Origin of the sequence: Nocardioides ureilyticus (genome assembly GCF_051280745.1) — a bacterium.
Classification (GTDB): Bacteria; Actinomycetota; Actinomycetes; order Propionibacteriales; family Nocardioidaceae; genus Nocardioides.
Genome location: NZ_JBNCOG010000010.1, coordinates 76,430 through 93,897, shown reverse-complemented (window position 1 = coordinate 93,897; position 17,468 = coordinate 76,430). Strand labels below are relative to the sequence as shown.

Sequence of the window (17,468 nt, the reverse complement as noted above, 5' to 3'; positions counted from 1 at the left end):
AGAGCCGAACAAGAAGGGGAACCACCCGGTGCCCACCATTCAGCAGCTGGTCCGCAAGGGCCGCCAGGACAAGGTGTCGAAGAACAAGACACCTGCCCTCAAGGGATCGCCGCAGCGCCGCGGTGTCTGCACCCGCGTCTACACCACCACCCCGAAGAAGCCGAACTCCGCCCTCCGCAAGGTCGCCCGTGTGCGCCTGTCCAGCGGCGTCGAGGTCACGGCGTACATCCCGGGCGTGGGCCACAACCTCCAGGAGCACTCGATCGTGCTCGTCCGCGGCGGCCGGGTGAAGGACCTCCCCGGTGTCCGGTACAAGATCATCCGCGGCACGCTCGACACCCAGGGCGTGAAGAACCGCAAGCAGGCTCGCAGCCGTTACGGCGCGAAGAAGGAGAAGAGCTGACATGCCGCGCAAGGGTCCGGCCCCGAAGCGGCCGATCGACGTCGACCCGGTCTACGGGTCGCAGCTGGTCTCCCAGCTCGTCTCCAAGGTGCTGCAGGACGGCAAGAAGCAGGTCGCCCAGCGCATCGTCTACTCCGCGCTCGAGGGCTGCCGCGAGAAGACCGGCACCGACCCCGTCGTGACGCTGAAGCGCGCGATGGACAACGTCAAGCCGGCCATCGAGGTCAAGTCCCGCCGCGTCGGCGGTGCGACCTACCAGGTCCCGATCGAGGTCAAGGGCACGCGCGGCACGACGCTCGCGCTGCGCTGGCTCGTCGGCTACGCGCAGGACCGTCGTGAGAAGACGATGTCCGAGCGCCTGATGAACGAGATCCTCGACGCCTCGAACGGCCTCGGTGCCGCGGTGAAGAAGCGCGAGGACACCCACAAGATGGCCGAGTCCAACAAGGCCTTCGCCCACTACCGCTGGTGACCGCAGCGGGGCGCCCGACCGGGTGCCCCGCTCACCACCGGAACACTCCGACTTCTCTCAAGGGACGCTGACGAATCGTGGCAGTCGACATCACCACGGACCTCAACAAGGTCCGCAACATCGGCATCATGGCGCACATCGACGCCGGCAAGACCACCACCACCGAGCGCATCCTGTTCTACACCGGCATCACCTACAAGATCGGTGAGGTCCACGACGGCGGCGCCACGATGGACTGGATGGAGCAGGAGCAGGAGCGCGGCATCACGATCACGTCCGCCGCGACGACCTGCTGGTGGAAGGACCACCAGATCAACATCATCGACACCCCCGGCCACGTGGACTTCACGGCCGAGGTCGAGCGCTCGCTGCGCGTCCTCGACGGCGCAGTGGCGGTCTTCGACGGTGTCGCCGGCGTCGAGCCGCAGACGATGACGGTGTGGCGCCAGGCCAACAAGTACTCCGTCCCCCGCATGTGCTTCGTCAACAAGCTCGACCGCACCGGCGCGGACTTCTTCCGCTGCGTCGACATGATGGTCGAGCGCCTCAACTCCACCCCGCTGGTCCTGCAGCTCCCCATCGGTGCCGAGAGCGACTTCCTCGGCGTCGTCGACCTGGTCGGCATGCGTGCCCTCACCTGGCGCGGCGAGACCAAGATGGGCGAGGACTACGAGATCGAGGAGATCCCCGCGGAGATGGCCGAGCAGGCCGCCGAGTACCGCGAGAAGTTCCTCGAGACCCTCTCCGAGGCCGACGACGCCATCATGGAGAAGTACCTCGAGGGCGAGGACCTCTCGGTCGAGGAGCTGGAGGCCGCGATCCGTCGCGCCACCCTCGCCGACAAGGTCAACCCGGTCCTGTGCGGCACCGCGTTCAAGAACAAGGGCGTCCAGCCCCTGCTCGACGCGGTCGTCAAGTACCTGCCGTCGCCGCTCGACATCGACGCCATCATCGGCCACAAGCCGGGCGACGAGGAGACCGAGATCGCGCGGAAGCCCGCCGACAGCGAGCCGTTCTCCGGCCTCGCCTACAAGATCGCCTCCGACCCGCACCTCGGCAAGCTGATCTACGTCCGCGTCTACTCGGGCAAGCTCGAGGCCGGCTCCACCGTGGTCAACTCGGTGAACGGCAAGAAGGAGCGGATCGGCAAGGTCTACCAGATGCACGCGAACAAGCGTGAGGAGATCGCCTCGGTCGGCGCCGGCCAGATCGTCGCCGTCATGGGCCTGAAGGACACCAAGACCGGCCACACCCTCTGCGACCCGCAGAACCAGGTGGTGCTGGAGTCGATGACCTTCCCCGCGCCGGTGATCGAGGTCGCCATCGAGCCGAAGACCAAGTCCGACCAGGAGAAGCTGGGTCTGGCGATCCAGCGCCTCTCCGACGAGGACCCGACCTTCACCGTCAAGACCGACGAGGAGACCGGCCAGACGATCATCGCCGGCATGGGCGAGCTCCACCTGGAGATCCTCGTCGACCGGATGAAGCGCGAGTTCCGCGTCGAGGCCACCGTCGGCAAGCCGCAGGTCGCCTACCGCGAGACCCTCCGCAAGGAGGTCAAGGGCCACAGCTACACCCACAAGAAGCAGACCGGTGGGTCCGGCCAGTTCGCGAAGGTCGTCGTCTCGCTCGGCCCCAACATCGACCCCGAGACGGGCACCGGTGCGGGCTACGAGTTCGTCAACAGCGTCACCGGCGGTCGCGTGCCGAAGGAGTACATCCCCTCGGTCGACCAGGGTGGCCAGGAGGCCATGGAGTTCGGCATCCTCGCCGGCTTCCCGATGGTCGACGTCAAGTTCACGCTCGAGGACGGCGCCTACCACGACGTCGACTCCTCCGAGCTCGCGTTCAAGATCGCCGGCAACCAGGCCTTCAAGGAGGCCGCCCGCCAGGCGAAGCCGGTCCTGCTGGAGCCGATGTTCGCCGTCGAGGTGACCACGCCCGAGAACTTCCTCGGCACGGTCATCGGCGACATCAACAGCCGGCGCGGCCAGATCCGTGCGCAGGAGGAGCGTCACGGCGACATCGTCGTCAACGCCCTCGTGCCGCTGTCCGAGATGTTCGGGTACGTTGGCGACCTGAGGTCCAAGACCTCCGGCCAGGCGTCGTACTCGATGGAGTTCGACTCGTACGCCGAGGTTCCTTCGAACATCGCCGACGAGATCATCAAGAAGGTCCGCGGCGAGTGATCCTCGCCGGTCCGCCAGGAAGCTCTGGGGGACTGGACCCTCGGCACCACCCAGCTAGTACGAGTCAGGTACCAACCACACCAGGAGGAGCCCACCGTGGCTAAGGCGAAGTTCGAGCGGACCAAGCCGCACGTCAACATCGGCACGATCGGTCACATCGACCACGGCAAGACCACGCTGACCGCGGCGATCACCAAGGTCCTGCACGACAAGCACCCGGACCTCAACGCCGCCTCGGCGTTCGAGGACATCGACAAGGCTCCCGAGGAGCGCCAGCGCGGCATCACGATCTCGATCGCGCACGTCGAGTACCAGACCGAGGCGCGCCACTACGCGCACGTCGACTGCCCGGGTCACGCTGACTACATCAAGAACATGATCACCGGTGCGGCCCAGATGGACGGCGCGATCCTCGTGGTCGCCGCCACCGACGGCCCGATGCCGCAGACCCGCGAGCACGTGCTGCTCGCGCGCCAGGTCGGCGTGCCGGCCCTGGTCGTCGCGCTCAACAAGTGCGACATGGTCGACGACGAGGAGCTCATCGAGCTCGTCGAGATGGAGGTGCGCGAGCTCCTCTCCGAGTACGAGTTCCCGGGCGACGACATCCCCGTCGTGCGCGTGGCGGCCTTCCCGGCGCTGCAGGGCGACGCCAAGTGGGGGGACTCGATCGCCGAGCTCATGCAGGCGGTCGACGACTACATCCCGACCCCCGAGCGGGAGACCGACAAGCCGTTCCTCATGCCCGTCGAGGACGTCTTCACGATCACCGGTCGCGGCACCGTGATCACCGGTCGTATCGAGCGCGGCATCGTCAAGGTGAACGAGGAGGTCGAGATCGTCGGCATCCGCGAGGGCTCGATGAAGTCCACGGTCACCGGCGTCGAGATGTTCCGCAAGCTGCTCGACGAGGGCCAGGCCGGTGAGAACGTCGGTCTGCTCCTCCGTGGCACCAAGCGCGAGGACGTCGAGCGCGGCATGGTCGTCATCAAGCCGGGCACCACGACCCCGCACACCAACTTCGAGGCCTCGGTCTACATCCTCTCGAAGGAGGAGGGCGGCCGTCACACGCCGTTCTTCAACAACTACCGCCCGCAGTTCTACTTCCGCACGACGGACGTGACCGGCGTCGTGACCCTCCCCGAGGGCACCGAGATGGTCATGCCGGGTGACAACACCGAGATGTCGGTCGAGCTCATCCAGCCCATCGCGATGGACGAGGGCCTGCGGTTCGCGATCCGTGAGGGTGGCCGCACCGTCGGCGCCGGCCGGGTCACCAAGATCACCAAGTGAGCACCGCCCCGCCTGAGCCTGCGAAGGCGGGGACCGGTGCCAGGTCGAGCAAGCGGCGCGACTGAGCCTGCGAAGTCGCGGTCCGCGTGTCGAGACCAGCGCCTGTGATACACCCAGATCGGCCCCGGACCACTCGGTCCGGGGCCGATCTGCATTCTCGCCCCGGCTGGTCGAGGAGGTTGCGCAGCAACCGTCTCGAGACCTGCCCCCGTCGACCTGGGATGGAGACCATGGATCGCCCTGTCACCCCGGCGCGACCGCACCACAAGCTGACCGAGGACGGCCGGCGGATGCGGGAGGTGCTGTCCTACTCGCGTCGCGGAAGCCGGTTCACCCCGCGCCAGGCCGAGGCCTGGGCGGCCCACCACGAGAAGTGGGTGATCCCGGACGAGGCCGTCGACCGTCCGGGGTTCGCCCTGGCCGACTGGTTCGGCCGCGAGGCACCCCTCGTCGTGGAGATCGGGTCCGGGGTCGGGGAGGCCACGGCGGCACTGGCGGCCACCCGGCCGGCGCACGACGTCCTGGCGTTCGAGGTCTGGCGACCCGGGGTCGCCGACACGCTCTGGAAGCTGGCCGAGGCCGGGGCGTCCAACGTCCGGCTCTGCGGCGTCGACGCCGTCTGGTCGATGGAGCACCTGCTGGGGGAGGGGCAGGTCGAGGAGCTGTGGACCTTCTTCCCCGACCCCTGGCGCAAGACCCGCCACCACAAGCGGCGGCTGGTCGACGCGGCCTTCGCCCGGCTGGCGGCCAGCCGGCTGCGCCCCGGTGGGCTCTGGCGGCTCGCGACCGACTGGGCCGACTACGCCGAGCAGATGCAGGAGGTCCTCGGCGCCGAGCCGGGCCTGGAGGGCGGCGTCATCGAGCGGTGGGGAGAGCGGCCGGTCACGCGCTTCGAGCGCAAGGGCATCGAGGCGGGCCGCGCGATCACCGACCTCTGCTACCGCCGGCGGTAGCCGCCCGCGGTCCGCGGGTCCCGTGCGATTTGGTCCCGGTCCCGATCTCTGCCAAGATGGTCCGGTTGCTCCGGCGGGTCGCCGGGGTGCGGCACACCTTGACTTCTGAATCGCGTCTCCTGATCCCCGGTCCGCCGGGCCTGGAGTGAGTTCGGTGGTCGGCTGTGCGCCGCACCGGACGAGGAGACCCGATCAGCCCGACGAACCGTCGGGTGCCACCAAGAAACCAGCAGGATCCCGGTCCTGTGTTGCGCCTCGAGGCCGCGACACGCCCGACCGCGGGGGTCGGCCGGTGGGGGTGGGGCCAGGGCGGGACCGACCCAAACCGGGGGACGTCCCGGACATGCACGCGGCAGCTGAGAAGTAAGGACGAGAGAGACCTATGGCGGGACAGAAGATCCGCATCAGGCTCAAGGCCTATGACCACGAGGTGATCGACACCTCGGCGCGCAAGATCGTGGACACCGTCACCCGCACGGGTGCTCGCGTCGCCGGCCCCGTGCCGCTGCCGACGGAGAAGAACGTGTACTGCGTCATCCGCTCGCCCCACAAGTACAAGGACTCCCGCGAGCACTTCGAGATGCGCACCCACAAGCGCCTCATCGACATCATCGACCCCACGCCGAAGACCGTCGACTCGCTCATGCGCCTCGACCTCCCGGCGGGCGTCGACATCGAGATCAAGCTCTGAGGTCTGACGAGATGACTACCGAACGCAACGTGAAGGGGCTGCTGGGCACCAAGCTCGGCATGACCCAGCTCTGGGACGAGAACAACCGGATCGTCCCCGTCACCGTGGTCGCCGCGGGCACCAACGTCGTGACCCAGGTCCGCACTCCCGAGACCGACGGCTACAACGCCGTCCAGGTCGGGTTCGGCGAGATCGAGGGCCGCAAGGTGACCAAGCCGCAGGCGGGCCACTTCGCCAAGGCCGGCACCACCCCGCGCCGCCACCTGCTCGAGATCCGCACGTCCGACGCCGCGTCGTACGCCGTGGGCCAGGAGCTGGCCGTCGACACCTTCGCCGCCGGCGACGAGGTCGACGTGACCGGCACCAGCAAGGGCAAGGGCTTCGCCGGAACCATGAAGCGCCACGGCTTCTCGGGTGTGTCCGCCTCGCACGGTGCCCACCGCAACCACCGCAAGCCCGGCTCGATCGGCGCCTGCGCCACCCCGGGCCACGTCTTCAAGGGCACCCGGATGTCCGGCCGGATGGGTAACGACACCGTCACCACGCAGGGCGTCACCGTCCACGCCGTCGACGTCGAGAAGGGCCTGATCCTGCTCAAGGGCGCCGTCCCCGGCCCCAAGGGCGGCCTCGTGGTCCTCCGCTCGGCCGTCAAGAACTCCGCCGTCTCTACTGGCAAGGAGGCCTGAGCATGGCCGCCAAGACCGTCAAGGTCGACCTTCCTGCCGAGATCTTCGACGTTGCCGTCAACGTCCCGCTGATCCACCAGGTCGTCGTCGCCCAGCAGGCCGCTGCCCGACAGGGCACGCACGCCACCAAGACCCGCGGCGAGGTCCGCGGTGGTGGCCGCAAGCCGTACAAGCAGAAGGGCACCGGCCGCGCCCGTCAGGGCTCGACCCGCGCGCCGCAGTTCGCCGGCGGTGGCACCGTCCACGGCCCGCAGCCGCGCTCGTACGACCAGCGCACCCCCAAGAAGATGAAGGCCGCCGCCCTGCGCGGTGCCCTCTCGGACCGGGCGCGCAACGGCCGCATCCACGTGGTGGACGGCCTCGTCGAGGGCGCCACGCCGTCGACGAAGGCCGGCATCGCTGCCCTGCGCGGCCTCTCCGACCGCCGCCACTTCCTCGTCGTGCTCGAGCGGACCGACACCGTCACCTGGCTGTCGCTGCGCAACGCGCCCGAGGTGCACATCGTGGCCGTCGACCAGCTCAACACCTACGACGTGCTGGCCAGCGACGACGTGGTCTTCACCCGCGGCGCCTTCGACGCCTTCGTCACCGGCACCGCCCGCGCCAGCGAGAAGCCCGCGACCGTCGTCGAGGCCCCGGCCGCCGACGCTGTCACCGAGGAGGCTGCCAAGTGAGCACGCTGCACAAGGACCACCGCGACATCCTGATCGCGCCCGTGGTCTCCGAGAAGAGCTACGGCCTCCTCGACGCGAACAAGTACACGTTCCTGGTGCGCCCCGACGCCAACAAGACCGAGATCAAGATCGCGGTCGAGAAGGTGTTCGGCGTCAAGGTCACCTCCGTGAACACGATCAACCGTCCCGGCAAGACGCGCCGCACCCGCACGGGCCTCGGCAAGCGCAAGGACACCAAGCGCGCCATCGTCAGCCTCGCCGAGGGCCACCGCATCGACATCTTCGGGGGTCCGGTCTCCTGACCGGGCTGGCTGAGAACGAGGACTGAGAACCCATGGCTATCCGCAAGTACAAGCCGACCACCCCGGGCCGTCGCGGCTCGTCGGTCGCCGACTTCGTCGAGATCACCCGGACCACGCCGGAGAAGTCGCTGACGCGTCCGCTGCCCAAGAAGGGCGGCCGCAACAACCAGGGCCGGATCACCACCCGGCACCAGGGCGGCGGCCACAAGCGCGCCTACCGCATCATCGACTTCCGTCGCTACGACAAGGACGGCGTGCCGGCCAAGGTCGCGCACATCGAGTACGACCCCAACCGCACGGCCCGGATCGCGCTGCTGCACTACGCCGACGGCGAGAAGCGCTACATCATCGCGCCGAAGGGCCTGACCCAGGGCACTCCGGTCGAGTCCGGCCCGAACGCCGACATCAAGCCCGGCAACAACCTGCCGCTGCGCAACATCCCGGTCGGCTCGACTATCCACTGCGTCGAGCTGCGTCCGGGCGGCGGTGCGAAGATCGCCCGCTCGGCCGGCAACAGCGCCCAGCTGGTCGCCCGTGAGGGCAGCCGCGCCACCCTCCGCATGCCCTCCGGCGAGATGCGCTTCGTCGACGTCCGCTGCCGCGCGACGGTCGGCGAGGTCGGCAACGCCGAGCAGTCGAACATCAACTGGGGCAAGGCCGGCCGCATGCGCTGGAAGGGCAAGCGCCCGACGGTCCGCGGTGTCGTCATGAACCCGGTCGACCACCCGCACGGTGGTGGCGAGGGCAAGACCTCGGGTGGTCGCCACCCGGTGTCCCCGTGGGGCAAGCCGGAGGGTCGCACGCGCAAGCGCAAGGCCTCCGACGCCCAGATCATCCGTCGCCGCAAGTCCGGCAAGGGTAGGAAGTAACCGACATGCCTCGTAGCCTCAAGAAGGGCCCCTTCGTCGACGACCACCTTCAGAAGAAGGTGGACGCCGAGAACGAGAAGGGCAGCCACAACGTCATCAAGACGTGGTCGCGCCGGTCGATGATCGTGCCGGACATGATCGGCCACACGATCGCCGTGCACGACGGTCGCAAGCACGTCCCGGTGTTCGTGACCGACTCGATGGTCGGCCACAAGCTGGGCGAGTTCGCCCCGACCCGCACCTACCGCGGTCACGTCAAGGAAGACCGGAAGGGACGCCGTCGATGAGTGTCACCGATCGCCAGCGCACCAGCGCGCGCCGTGAGTCGCTCCTCGGCGACCAGCCCGGTGCCTTCGCCAGCGCCCGGTTCACCCGGATCACGCCCATGAAGGCCCGCCGCGTCGTGGACATGGTCCGCGGCCTGCCGGTCGACGACGCGCTCGCGCTGCTGCAGTTCGCGCCGCAGGCCGCGTCCGAGACCGTCTACAAGGTCCTCGAGAGCGCCATCGCCAACGCCACGACGACCGAGGGCCTGGTCCGCGACGACCTGGTCGTCTCGATCGCCCAGGTCGACGAGGGTCCGACGATGAAGCGCTGGCGCCCCCGCGCCCAGGGCCGCGCGACGCGGATCAACAAGCGCACGAGCCACATCACCCTCGTCGTCCAGCCGGCCGACGTCGTGGAGAAGAAGGCGACCCCGAAGAAGAGGAAGAGTGCCTGATGGGCCAGAAGATCAACCCGAACGGCTTCCGCCTCGGCATCTCGACTGACCACAAGTCGCGGTGGTACGCCGACAAGCTCTACAAGTCCTACGTCGGCGAGGACGTCGCGATCCGCAAGCTGCTCTCCAAGGGCATGGAGCGGGCCGGCATCTCCAAGGTGGAGATCGAGCGCACGCGTGACCGCGTCCGCGTCGACATCCACACCGCGCGCCCGGGCATCGTCATCGGCCGCCGCGGCGCCGAGGCGGACCGGATCCGCGGGGAGCTGGAGAAGCTCACCGGCAAGCAGGTGCAGCTGAACATCCTCGAGGTCAAGAACCCCGAGGTGGACGCGCAGCTGGTCGCCCAGGGCGTCGCCGAGCAGCTCTCCGGCCGTGTGCAGTTCCGCCGTGCGATGCGCAAGGCGATGCAGACGACCATGCGCTCGGGTGCCAAGGGCATCCGGATCCAGTGCTCCGGCCGGCTCAACGGTGCCGAGATGTCGCGGACCGAGTTCTACCGCGAGGGTCGCGTGCCGCTGCACACCCTGCGCGCGGACATCGACTACGGCTTCTACGAGGCCCGCACGACCTTCGGCCGCATCGGTGTGAAGGTCTGGATCTACAAGGGCGAGGTCGCCGGCACCCGTGCCGAGCGCCAGGCCCAGGCCGCCGCCCGCGCCGGTGTTCCCGGTCGCGGTGGCCGTCCCACCCGTGGTGGCGACCGCCCCAGCCGCGGCTCGCGGGGTGACCGTCCCGGTCGCGCCGACCGCGGTGCGGACGCCCCCGCCGTGACCGAGGCGCCGGCCGGCGGCGACACCGCCCAGGCCACCACCTCGGCCGAGACCCCGCAGGAGGGCTGACCCATGCTGATGCCCCGTCGTGTCAAGCACCGCAAGCAGCACCACCCGAAGCGGACCGGTGTTGCCAAGGGTGGCACGAAGCTCGCCTTCGGCGACTTCGGCATCCAGGCGGTCGAGGGCCACTACGTGACCAACCGTCAGATCGAGTCGGCACGTATCGCCATGACCCGTCACATCAAGCGTGGCGGCAAGGTCTGGATCAACATCTACCCGGACCGCCCGCTGACCAAGAAGCCCGCTGAGACCCGCATGGGTTCCGGCAAGGGCTCCCCCGAGTGGTGGGTGGCGAACGTCAAGCCCGGCCGCGTCATGTTCGAACTCTCCGGTGTCTCCGAGGACGTCGCCCGCGAGGCCATGCGCCGCGCGATGCACAAGCTCCCGATGAAGTGCCGGTTCATCTCGCGAGAGGCGGGTGAATTCTGATGGCCAACGGTACGAAGGCCCACGAGCTCGACGACCTGAACGACGTCGACCTCGAGGCGAAGCTGCGCGAGGCCAAGGAGGAGCTGTTCAACCTCCGATTCCAGGCGGCCACCGGCCAGCTGGAGAGCCACGGCCGGCTCCGCTCGGTCAAGAAGGACATCGCCCGGATCTACACGGTGGTGCGGGAGCGCGAGCTCGGCATCCGGACCGCGCCGGGCACCGACAACGAGGATGGTGCCGCATGAGCGAGCAGACCCCGACCGCGGAGCGCAGCTCCCGCAAGGTCCGTGAGGGCCTGGTCGTCAGCGACAAGATGGACAAGACCGTCGTCGTGTCCGTCGAGGACCGCGTCAAGCACGCGCTGTACGGCAAGGTCATGCGCCGCACGAGCAAGCTCAAGGCGCACGACGAGGCCAACGAGTGCGGCATCGGCGACCGCGTGCTCCTCATGGAGACCCGCCCGCTGTCCGCCACCAAGCGCTGGCGCGTCGTCCAGATCCTCGAGAAGGCCAAGTAGCACCCTCCCCGCCCACCGGCGGGAGGTCCACGACAAGTTCGGCCAGGCTCGTCGACCGTGAGTCGTCGAGAACCGGCACGACAACCAGGAGAAACTGATGATCCAGCAGGAGTCGCGACTCAAGGTCGCCGACAACACCGGTGCGAAGGAGATCCTCTGCATCCGTGTTCTCGGTGGCTCGGGTCGGCGCTACGCCGGTATCGGCGACGTCATCGTCGCCACCGTGAAGGACGCGATCCCCGGTGGCAACGTGAAGAAGGGTGACGTGGTCAAGGCCGTCGTCGTGCGCACCGTCAAGGAGCGCCGTCGGGCCGACGGCTCGTACATCCGCTTCGACGAGAACGCCGCCGTCATCCTCAAGAACGACGGCGAGCCCCGGGGCACGCGCATCTTCGGGCCCGTGGGCCGCGAGCTGCGCGAGAAGAAGTTCATGAAGATCATCTCGCTGGCGCCGGAGGTGCTCTGAGCCATGGCCAAGAGTGTGAACATCAAGAAGGGCGACACCGTCAAGGTGATCGCCGGCAAGGACAAGGGTGCCGAGGGCAAGGTCATCCAGGTGCTGCGTGAGCAGCAGCGGGTGATCGTCGAGGGCGTCAACCGGGTCAAGCGGCACACCAAGGCCGTCAACTCCGGTGGTGTCTCCAGCACCGGCGGGATCATCACCGCCGAGGCCCCCATCCACGTCTCGAACGTGATGCTCGTCGAGGGCGACGGCGTGACCCGCATCGGCTTCCGGCGCGACGAGGTCACCAAGCGCCGCCCGGACGGTTCGACGTACCAGGCCGAGCGCAGCGTCCGCGTCTCGCGCAAGACCGGCAAGGAGCTGTGATGACCGAGACCCAGACCTCCGCCGCGGTCACCCCGCGGCTGAAGACCCGCTACCGCGAGGAGATCCTCCCCGCGCTGCAGAGCGAGTTCGAGATCGGCAACGTCATGCAGGTCCCCGGTCTCGTGAAGATCGTGGTCAACATGGGCGTCGGCGAGGCGGCTCGCGACTCGAAGCTGATCGAGGGTGCGGTCAAGGACCTCACCGCGATCACGGGCCAGAAGCCGCTGGTGACCAAGGCCCGCAAGTCGATCGCGCAGTTCAAGCTGCGCGAGGGCATGCCGATCGGTGCGCACACGACGCTGCGCGGTGACCGCATGTGGGAGTTCCTCGACCGGCTGCTGTCGATCGCGCTCCCGCGCATCCGCGACTTCCGCGGGCTCTCGCCCAAGCAGTTCGACGGGCGTGGCAACTACACCTTCGGTCTCACCGAGCAGGTCATGTTCCACGAGATCGACCAGGACCGGATCGACCGGTCGCGCGGCATGGACATCACCATCGTGACCACGGCCACCAACGACGACCAGGGTCGGGCGCTGCTCAAGCAGCTCGGCTTCCCGTTCAAGGAGAACTGACATGGCGAAGACCGCCCTCAAGGTCAAGGCCGCCCGCAAGCCGAAGTTCGCGGTCCGCGGCTACACCCGCTGCCAGCGCTGCGGCCGCCCGAAGGCCGTCTACCGCAAGTTCGGCCTGTGCCGGATCTGCCTGCGCGAGATGGCGCACCGCGGCGAGCTGCCCGGCGTGACCAAGTCCTCCTGGTAACCAACCTTCTACTTCAAACCCTGAAGGTCCCGCCCAGGGCGGGAAACCACAGAGAGAAAGGGCCGATCAGGCCATGACGATGACTGACCCGATCGCAGACATGCTCACTCGTCTGCGCAACGCCAACCAGGCGTACCACGACGCGGTCTCCATGCCGTACAGCAAGCTGAAGCAGGGCGTCGCGGAGATCCTCCAGCAGGAGGGCTACATCACCTCGTTCGAGGTCAAGGAGCCCACCGAGGGTGAGGTCGGCAAGACGCTGACCATCACGCTGAAGTACGGCCGCAACCGGGAGCGCTCGATCGCCGGCGTGCGCCGCATCAGCAAGCCCGGCCTGCGCGTCTACGCCAAGCACACCGGCCTGCCGAAGGTCCTCGGTGGCCTGGGCGTCGCGATCATCTCGACGAGCCAGGGCCTGCTGACCGACCGCCAGGCGAACCAGAAGGGCGTGGGTGGGGAAGTCCTCGCCTACGTCTGGTGACGACGAGAACTGCGAAGGAGTAACAACAGCATGTCGCGTATTGGCAAGCTCCCCGTCGCGGTCCCGTCCGGCGTCGACGTGGCGATCAACGGCCAGCAGGTGACGGTCAAGGGGCCCAAGGGCACCCTGTCGCACACCGTGGCCGACCCGATCACCGTCGAGCAGGGCGACGGCGTCCTCGACGTCAAGCGCCCCGACGACGAGCGGCTCAGCAAGTCCCTCCACGGCCTGACCCGCACGCTGGTCAACAACATGGTCGTCGGCGTGACCGAGGGCTACGAGAAGAAGCTCGAGATCGTGGGCGTGGGTTACCGCGTCCTGTCCAAGGGCCCGACCCAGCTGGAGTTCCAGCTCGGGTACTCCCACTCGATCGTGTTCGACGCTCCCGAGGGCATCACCTTCGCCGTCGAGGGCCCGACCAAGCTCGGTGTCCAGGGCATCGACAAGCAGCTCGTCGGCGAGACCGCCGCGAAGATCCGCAAGCTGCGCAAGCCCGAGCCCTACAAGGGCAAGGGTGTCCGTTACGCCGGCGAGCACATCCGCCGCAAGGTCGGAAAGGCTGGTAAGTGATGGCGATCTCGCTCAAGAACAACAAGCACACCGCGAACCGTGTTCGGTCGCGCCTGCGCCGCCAGGCGCGGGGCCGCAAGAAGATCGAGGGCTCGCCGGAGCGTCCGCGCCTCGTGGTGTCCCGGTCCGCCAAGCACATCACCGTGCAGGTCGTGGACGACACCGTCGGCAAGACGCTGGCGTACGCCTCGACCATGGAGTCGGACCTGCGCGGCTTCGACGGCGACAAGACGGCGAAGGCCAAGCGGGTCGGCGAGCTCGTCGCCGAGCGGGCCAAGGCTGCCGGCATCGACGGCGTGGTCTTCGACCGTGCCGGCAACAAGTACCACGGTCGCGTCGCGGCCCTGGCCGACGGCGCCCGCTCGGGTGGCCTGACCTTCTGATCGCAAGACAAGCAAGAAGAGAGAAGAGGAAAGTCTCATGAGCGGAGCCCAGCGCGGACAGCGCGGTGGCGAGCGCCGTGGCAACCGTGACGATCGTCGCGGCGGCCAGGGTGCGGACAAGACCGCCTACATCGAGCGCGTCGTTGCGATCAACCGTGTCGCCAAGGTCGTGAAGGGTGGTCGTCGCTTCAGCTTCACCGCCCTGGTCATCGTCGGTGACGGCGACGGCATGGTCGGTGTCGGCTACGGCAAGGCCAAGGAGGTGCCCGCGGCGATCGCCAAGGGTGTCGAGGAGGCCAAGAAGCACTTCTTCCGCGTGCCCCGCATCCAGGGCACGATCCCGCACCCCGTCCAGGGGGAGAAGGCGGCCGGCGTGGTCATGCTGCGCCCGGCGTCGCCCGGTACCGGCGTCATCGCCGGTGGCCCGGTGCGTGCGGTCCTCGAGTGCGCCGGCATCCACGACATCCTGAGCAAGTCGCTCGGCTCGTCGAACCAGATCAACATTGTGCACGCCACGGTCGAGGCGCTGCGGATGCTCGAGCAGCCCGAGGCCGTCGCCGCACGGCGTGGGCTCGCCGTCGAGGACGTCGCCCCGGCGGCGCTGCTGAAGGCGCGCATGGAGGTCCCGGCGGGTGTCTCCGAGGAGGTGTCCTCCTGATGGCGCAGCTGAAGGTCCAGCAGAAGAAGTCCACGATCGGCTGCAAGGCCAACCAGCGGGAGACCCTGCGCACGCTCGGTCTCAAGCGGATCGGCGACGTGGTCGTCAAGGAGGACCGCCCGGAGATCCGCGGCATGGTCCACACCGTCCGTCACCTGGTGACGGTCGAGGAGGTCGACTGACATGACGCTCAAGCTGCACCACCTGCGCCCCGCCCCGGGAGCGAAGACCGCCAAGACCCGCGTGGGTCGCGGTGAGGGCTCCAAGGGCAAGACGGCCGGCCGTGGTACCAAGGGCACCAAGGCCCGCTACCAGGTCCCGTCCGCCTTCGAGGGTGGCCAGATGCCGCTGCACATGCGGCTCCCGAAGCTCAAGGGCTTCAAGAACCCGTTCAAGGTGGAGTTCCAGGTCGTCAACCTGGACCGGATCAGCGAGCTGTTCCCCGAGGGTGGCACCATCACCCCCGACGAGCTCGTGTCGCGCGGCGCCGTCCGCAGCGGCCACCCGGTCAAGGTGCTCGGCCAGGGCGACATCACGGTGAAGGTCGAGGTGAGCGCCCAGGCGTTCTCCGCCTCCGCCAAGGAGAAGATCGAGGCTGCAGGCGGCACGACGACCGTCCTGTGAGCGTTGTCCCGAAGGGGCGCGGCTCGGCTGCTGACCTGCGGCCGGCCGCGCCCCTTCGGCGCATCGGTGCCCGCACCGTCGCGCGCTCCGCAGCACCCACCCGTCGGCCACCCGGTCGGCGCCGTGACAGCGACATCTGCCTGTTAGGCTTCCGGCGGTCTCTCGCCGATCCCGAGAGGCGGCCAGGGAAAAGAGGAACTTCGTGCTCAGCGCGTTCGTGAACGCATTCCGGACTCCGGACCTCCGGCGCAAGCTGCTCTTCGTCCTGTTGATCATCACGATCTTCAGGCTCGGGTCGCAGATCCCCGCGCCCGGTGTCAACGTAGGCAACGTCCAGAGCTGCCTCGACCAGGTCCCGGACTCCAGCGTCTTCACCCTGATCAACATGTTCTCGGGTGGGGCGCTCCTCCAGCTCACGGTCTTCGCGCTGGGGATCATGCCGTACATCACCGCCAGCATCATCCTGCAGCTGCTCGTCGTGGTGATCCCGCGGCTCGAGGCGCTGAAGAAGGAGGGGCAGGCGGGGCAGACCAAGATCACGCAGTACACCCGCTACCTCACCCTGGGGCTCGCGGTGCTGCAGGCCACGGGCATCGTCGCCCTGGCCCGGTCCGGCAACCTGCTGCCCAGCTGTGACCCGCAGCAGTTCCCGCTGCTGCACAGCAACGACACCAGCACGTTCCTCGTCATGGTCGTCACGATGACCGCCGGCACGGCCGTGATCATGTGGCTCGGTGAGCTCATCACCGAGCGCGGCGTCGGCAACGGCATGTCGCTGCTGATCTTCGCCCAGGTCGTCGCCACGTTCCCCACGGCCCTGTGGTCGGTGCAGAAGGGCCAGGGCTGGTGGACCTTCGGCGTGGTCCTGGCCATCGGCCTGGTGATCATCGCGGCGGTCATCTTCATCGAGCAGGCGCAGCGCCGGATCCCGGTGCAGTACGCGCGCCGCATGGTCGGGCGCAAGATGTTCGGCGGCAGCTCGACCTACATCCCGCTGAAGGTGAACCAGGCGGGCATCATCCCCGTCATCTTCGCCTCGTCGCTGATGTACCTCCCGGCGATGGCGGTGCAGTTCAACCAGACCAGCACCTCGCCGGTGATCCGGTGGATCAACCGGTACCTGGTGACCGGTGGTCACCCGATCTACATGATCACGTTCTTCCTGCTCATCGTCTTCTTCACCTACTTCTACGTCTCGATCACCTTCAACCCGACCGAGGTGGCCGACAACATGAAGAAGTACGGCGGCTTCATCCCCGGGATCCGGGCGGGCAAGCCGACCGAGGACTACCTGTCCTACGTCCTGTCCCGCATCACGCTGCCTGGTGCTCTCTACCTGGGCCTGATCTCGCTCATCCCGCTGATCGCGCTCGTGCTGATCGACGCCAACCAGAACTTCCCGTTCGGTGGAACGTCCATCCTCATCATGGTCGGCGTCGCCCTCGACACGGTGAAGCAGATCGAGAGCCAGCTCCAGCAGCGCAACTACGAAGGATTCCTCAGTTGAGGCTGATCTTGATGGGCCCCCCGGGGGCCGGCAAGGGCACCCAGGCCAAGTTCGTGGCCGAGCACTTCGGCGTCCCCGCCATCTCGACGGGCGACATCTTCCGGGCCAACGTCTCGCAGGGCACCGAGCTCGGCATCGAGGCGAAGCGCTACATGGACGCCGGCGAGTACGTCCCTGACGAGGTCACCAACCGGATGGTCCGCAACCGGATCGACGAGCCGGACGCGGAGCCGGGCTTCCTCCTGGACGGCTACCCGCGCACCCTGGCGCAGGTCGAGGAGCTCGACGGGATGATCCGGCACACCGGTCACTCCCTGGACGCGGTCGTCAGCCTGACCGTCGAGCCCGACGAGATCGTGCAGCGCCTGCTGCAGCGGGCCCAGGTCGAAGGTCGGGCCGACGACACCGAGGAGGTCATCCGCCGGCGCCAGGAGGTCTACGCCGAGCAGACCGAGCCGCTGATCGAGGTCTACCGGGAGCGCGGCATCCTCATCACGGTCGACGGGATGGGCGAGGTCGACGAGGTCACCCGGCGGATCTTCGCGGCGCTCGACACCGTCGCGGAGTCCTGAGCAGGGCTGAGCTCGCGAAGGCCTGGTCGATGGTGGTTGAGCAGCGAGCGCGG

General features: G+C 68.2%; 28 protein-coding genes. All 28 read left to right on the top strand.

The features are described 5' to 3' along the window. Positions 1–28 precede the first annotated feature (28 nt). The 28 genes from rpsL to ACSMHG_RS07730 all read left to right on the top strand — a co-directional run bounded on the left by rpsL (position 29) and on the right by ACSMHG_RS07730 (position 17,415). A complete protein-coding gene (rpsL, locus tag ACSMHG_RS07865) occupies positions 29–403 on the top strand; it encodes a 30S ribosomal protein S12 (protein WP_011757353.1) in 375 nt (124 codons plus the stop codon). 1 nt (position 404) lies between these two features. Next, on the top strand, positions 405–875 hold the full coding sequence (gene rpsG, locus ACSMHG_RS07860) for a 30S ribosomal protein S7 (protein ID WP_300952935.1): 471 nt from the start codon (positions 405–407) through the stop codon (positions 873–875). 128 nt (positions 876–1,003) lie between these two features. Next, positions 1,004–3,064, top strand: a complete 2,061-nt coding sequence (gene fusA, locus ACSMHG_RS07855; RefSeq protein WP_435743459.1) for an elongation factor G — start codon at positions 1,004–1,006, stop codon at positions 3,062–3,064. 96 nt (positions 3,065–3,160) lie between these two features. Then, a complete protein-coding gene (tuf, locus tag ACSMHG_RS07850; RefSeq protein WP_435743410.1) occupies positions 3,161–4,354 on the top strand; it encodes an elongation factor Tu in 1,194 nt (397 codons plus the stop codon). A gap of 230 nt (positions 4,355–4,584) precedes the next feature. After that, complete coding sequence (gene trmB / locus ACSMHG_RS07845) at positions 4,585–5,307, top strand: tRNA (guanosine(46)-N7)-methyltransferase TrmB (protein ID WP_435743408.1); 723 nt, start codon at positions 4,585–4,587, stop codon at positions 5,305–5,307. Between the two features lie 382 nt (positions 5,308–5,689). After that, entirely contained in the window at positions 5,690–5,998 is a 309-nt protein-coding gene (gene rpsJ / locus ACSMHG_RS07840) for a 30S ribosomal protein S10 (protein ID WP_139977667.1), read from the top strand. Between the two features lie 11 nt (positions 5,999–6,009). After that, positions 6,010–6,684 (top strand): 50S ribosomal protein L3, encoded by a 675-nt coding sequence (gene rplC / locus ACSMHG_RS07835; protein ID WP_435743406.1) that lies wholly within the window; start codon positions 6,010–6,012, stop codon positions 6,682–6,684. A 2-nt stretch (positions 6,685–6,686) separates the two neighbouring features. Continuing rightward, entirely contained in the window at positions 6,687–7,358 is a 672-nt protein-coding gene (gene rplD / locus ACSMHG_RS07830) for a 50S ribosomal protein L4 (protein WP_435743404.1), read from the top strand. After that, positions 7,355–7,660: a 50S ribosomal protein L23 gene (gene rplW / locus ACSMHG_RS07825; RefSeq protein WP_435743402.1), complete on the top strand. Its 306-nt coding sequence runs from the start codon at positions 7,355–7,357 to the stop codon at positions 7,658–7,660. The genes rplD and rplW overlap by 4 nt, the downstream gene beginning before the upstream one ends. Positions 7,661–7,692: 32 nt before the next feature. Beyond that, positions 7,693–8,529, top strand: a complete 837-nt coding sequence (gene rplB / locus ACSMHG_RS07820; protein ID WP_435743400.1) for a 50S ribosomal protein L2 — start codon at positions 7,693–7,695, stop codon at positions 8,527–8,529. Positions 8,530–8,534: 5 nt separating this feature from the next. Further along, positions 8,535–8,816 (top strand): 30S ribosomal protein S19, encoded by a 282-nt coding sequence (gene rpsS / locus ACSMHG_RS07815; RefSeq protein WP_090969263.1) that lies wholly within the window; start codon positions 8,535–8,537, stop codon positions 8,814–8,816. Further along, on the top strand, positions 8,813–9,250 hold the full coding sequence (gene rplV / locus ACSMHG_RS07810; protein ID WP_435743397.1) for a 50S ribosomal protein L22: 438 nt from the start codon (positions 8,813–8,815) through the stop codon (positions 9,248–9,250). Before rpsS ends, rplV begins: the two co-directional genes overlap by 4 nt. Continuing rightward, positions 9,250–10,092: a 30S ribosomal protein S3 gene (rpsC, locus tag ACSMHG_RS07805; RefSeq protein WP_435743395.1), complete on the top strand. Its 843-nt coding sequence runs from the start codon at positions 9,250–9,252 to the stop codon at positions 10,090–10,092. Before rplV ends, rpsC begins: the two co-directional genes overlap by 1 nt. 3 nt (positions 10,093–10,095) lie before the next feature. After that, entirely contained in the window at positions 10,096–10,515 is a 420-nt protein-coding gene (gene rplP, locus ACSMHG_RS07800; protein WP_137065147.1) for a 50S ribosomal protein L16, read from the top strand. Next, positions 10,515–10,760 carry a 50S ribosomal protein L29 gene (gene rpmC / locus ACSMHG_RS07795; protein ID WP_435743392.1) on the top strand — a complete coding sequence of 82 codons (246 nt, stop codon included), beginning with the start codon at positions 10,515–10,517 and terminating at the stop codon, positions 10,758–10,760. The genes rplP and rpmC overlap by 1 nt, the downstream gene beginning before the upstream one ends. Beyond that, on the top strand, positions 10,757–11,032 hold the full coding sequence (rpsQ, locus tag ACSMHG_RS07790; protein WP_166195674.1) for a 30S ribosomal protein S17: 276 nt from the start codon (positions 10,757–10,759) through the stop codon (positions 11,030–11,032). The genes rpmC and rpsQ overlap by 4 nt, the downstream gene beginning before the upstream one ends. Positions 11,033–11,129: 97 nt before the next feature. Continuing rightward, complete coding sequence (gene rplN, locus ACSMHG_RS07785; RefSeq protein ID WP_116570784.1) at positions 11,130–11,498, top strand: 50S ribosomal protein L14; 369 nt, start codon at positions 11,130–11,132, stop codon at positions 11,496–11,498. A 3-nt stretch (positions 11,499–11,501) separates the two neighbouring features. Continuing rightward, on the top strand, positions 11,502–11,861 hold the full coding sequence (gene rplX, locus ACSMHG_RS07780) for a 50S ribosomal protein L24 (RefSeq protein WP_435743389.1): 360 nt from the start codon (positions 11,502–11,504) through the stop codon (positions 11,859–11,861). After that, complete coding sequence (rplE, locus tag ACSMHG_RS07775) at positions 11,861–12,433, top strand: 50S ribosomal protein L5 (protein WP_435743387.1); 573 nt, start codon at positions 11,861–11,863, stop codon at positions 12,431–12,433. Before rplX ends, rplE begins: the two co-directional genes overlap by 1 nt. A 1-nt stretch (position 12,434) precedes the next feature. Continuing rightward, positions 12,435–12,620, top strand: a complete 186-nt coding sequence (locus tag ACSMHG_RS07770) for a type Z 30S ribosomal protein S14 (protein ID WP_011757321.1) — start codon at positions 12,435–12,437, stop codon at positions 12,618–12,620. Between the two features lie 73 nt (positions 12,621–12,693). Further along, entirely contained in the window at positions 12,694–13,101 is a 408-nt protein-coding gene (gene rpsH, locus ACSMHG_RS07765; RefSeq protein ID WP_166195670.1) for a 30S ribosomal protein S8, read from the top strand. Between the two features lie 30 nt (positions 13,102–13,131). After that, positions 13,132–13,671 carry a 50S ribosomal protein L6 gene (gene rplF, locus ACSMHG_RS07760; protein ID WP_435743382.1) on the top strand — a complete coding sequence of 180 codons (540 nt, stop codon included), beginning with the start codon at positions 13,132–13,134 and terminating at the stop codon, positions 13,669–13,671. After that, entirely contained in the window at positions 13,671–14,054 is a 384-nt protein-coding gene (gene rplR / locus ACSMHG_RS07755) for a 50S ribosomal protein L18 (protein WP_435743380.1), read from the top strand. The genes rplF and rplR overlap by 1 nt, the downstream gene beginning before the upstream one ends. Positions 14,055–14,091: 37 nt before the next feature. Beyond that, on the top strand, positions 14,092–14,712 hold the full coding sequence (gene rpsE, locus ACSMHG_RS07750; RefSeq protein WP_435743378.1) for a 30S ribosomal protein S5: 621 nt from the start codon (positions 14,092–14,094) through the stop codon (positions 14,710–14,712). Next, positions 14,712–14,894 carry a 50S ribosomal protein L30 gene (gene rpmD / locus ACSMHG_RS07745; RefSeq protein WP_165228353.1) on the top strand — a complete coding sequence of 61 codons (183 nt, stop codon included), beginning with the start codon at positions 14,712–14,714 and terminating at the stop codon, positions 14,892–14,894. Before rpsE ends, rpmD begins: the two co-directional genes overlap by 1 nt. A 1-nt stretch (position 14,895) precedes the next feature. Continuing rightward, positions 14,896–15,336, top strand: coding sequence for a 50S ribosomal protein L15 (gene rplO / locus ACSMHG_RS07740; RefSeq protein ID WP_435743376.1), 441 nt, complete (start codon positions 14,896–14,898; stop codon positions 15,334–15,336). 202 nt (positions 15,337–15,538) lie between these two features. Then, complete coding sequence (gene secY / locus ACSMHG_RS07735) at positions 15,539–16,843, top strand: preprotein translocase subunit SecY (RefSeq protein WP_435743374.1); 1,305 nt, start codon at positions 15,539–15,541, stop codon at positions 16,841–16,843. Next, the gene (locus ACSMHG_RS07730) at positions 16,840–17,415 is read left to right on the top strand and encodes an adenylate kinase (protein WP_435743372.1); all 576 of its coding nucleotides are present in this window, start codon (positions 16,840–16,842) and stop codon (positions 17,413–17,415) included. The genes secY and ACSMHG_RS07730 overlap by 4 nt, the downstream gene beginning before the upstream one ends. The last annotated feature ends 53 nt before the right edge of the window (positions 17,416–17,468 follow it).

Excerpts from the sequence above, each read along its gene's own strand:
- rpsC (WP_435743395.1), top strand. The coding sequence starts at position 9,250 with ATGGGCCAGAAGATCAACCCGAACGGCTTCCGCCTCGGCATCTCGACT.
- trmB (WP_435743408.1), top strand. The coding sequence starts at position 4,585 with ATGGATCGCCCTGTCACCCCGGCGCGACCGCACCACAAGCTGACCGAG.
- rpsG (WP_300952935.1), top strand. The coding sequence starts at position 405 with ATGCCGCGCAAGGGTCCGGCCCCGAAGCGGCCGATCGACGTCGACCCG.
- rplC (WP_435743406.1), top strand. The coding sequence starts at position 6,010 with ATGACTACCGAACGCAACGTGAAGGGGCTGCTGGGCACCAAGCTCGGC.
- rplV (WP_435743397.1), top strand. The coding sequence starts at position 8,813 with ATGAGTGTCACCGATCGCCAGCGCACCAGCGCGCGCCGTGAGTCGCTC.
- rpsH (WP_166195670.1), top strand. The coding sequence starts at position 12,694 with ATGACGATGACTGACCCGATCGCAGACATGCTCACTCGTCTGCGCAAC.
- rpmD (WP_165228353.1), top strand. The coding sequence starts at position 14,712 with ATGGCGCAGCTGAAGGTCCAGCAGAAGAAGTCCACGATCGGCTGCAAG.
- rpsE (WP_435743378.1), top strand. The coding sequence starts at position 14,092 with ATGAGCGGAGCCCAGCGCGGACAGCGCGGTGGCGAGCGCCGTGGCAAC.
- rpsJ (WP_139977667.1), top strand. The coding sequence starts at position 5,690 with ATGGCGGGACAGAAGATCCGCATCAGGCTCAAGGCCTATGACCACGAG.
- rplF (WP_435743382.1), top strand. The coding sequence starts at position 13,132 with ATGTCGCGTATTGGCAAGCTCCCCGTCGCGGTCCCGTCCGGCGTCGAC.
- ACSMHG_RS07770 (WP_011757321.1), top strand. The coding sequence starts at position 12,435 with ATGGCGAAGACCGCCCTCAAGGTCAAGGCCGCCCGCAAGCCGAAGTTC.
- rplX (WP_435743389.1), top strand. The coding sequence starts at position 11,502 with ATGGCCAAGAGTGTGAACATCAAGAAGGGCGACACCGTCAAGGTGATC.
- rplO (WP_435743376.1), top strand. The coding sequence starts at position 14,896 with ATGACGCTCAAGCTGCACCACCTGCGCCCCGCCCCGGGAGCGAAGACC.
- rplP (WP_137065147.1), top strand. The coding sequence starts at position 10,096 with ATGCTGATGCCCCGTCGTGTCAAGCACCGCAAGCAGCACCACCCGAAG.
- rplD (WP_435743404.1), top strand. The coding sequence starts at position 6,687 with ATGGCCGCCAAGACCGTCAAGGTCGACCTTCCTGCCGAGATCTTCGAC.
- rplB (WP_435743400.1), top strand. The coding sequence starts at position 7,693 with ATGGCTATCCGCAAGTACAAGCCGACCACCCCGGGCCGTCGCGGCTCG.
- rpsQ (WP_166195674.1), top strand. The coding sequence starts at position 10,757 with ATGAGCGAGCAGACCCCGACCGCGGAGCGCAGCTCCCGCAAGGTCCGT.
- fusA (WP_435743459.1), top strand. The coding sequence starts at position 1,004 with ATGGCGCACATCGACGCCGGCAAGACCACCACCACCGAGCGCATCCTG.
- rplR (WP_435743380.1), top strand. The coding sequence starts at position 13,671 with ATGGCGATCTCGCTCAAGAACAACAAGCACACCGCGAACCGTGTTCGG.
- rplE (WP_435743387.1), top strand. The coding sequence starts at position 11,861 with ATGACCGAGACCCAGACCTCCGCCGCGGTCACCCCGCGGCTGAAGACC.
- rpmC (WP_435743392.1), top strand. The coding sequence starts at position 10,515 with ATGGCCAACGGTACGAAGGCCCACGAGCTCGACGACCTGAACGACGTC.
- rpsS (WP_090969263.1), top strand. The coding sequence starts at position 8,535 with ATGCCTCGTAGCCTCAAGAAGGGCCCCTTCGTCGACGACCACCTTCAG.
- rplN (WP_116570784.1), top strand. The coding sequence starts at position 11,130 with ATGATCCAGCAGGAGTCGCGACTCAAGGTCGCCGACAACACCGGTGCG.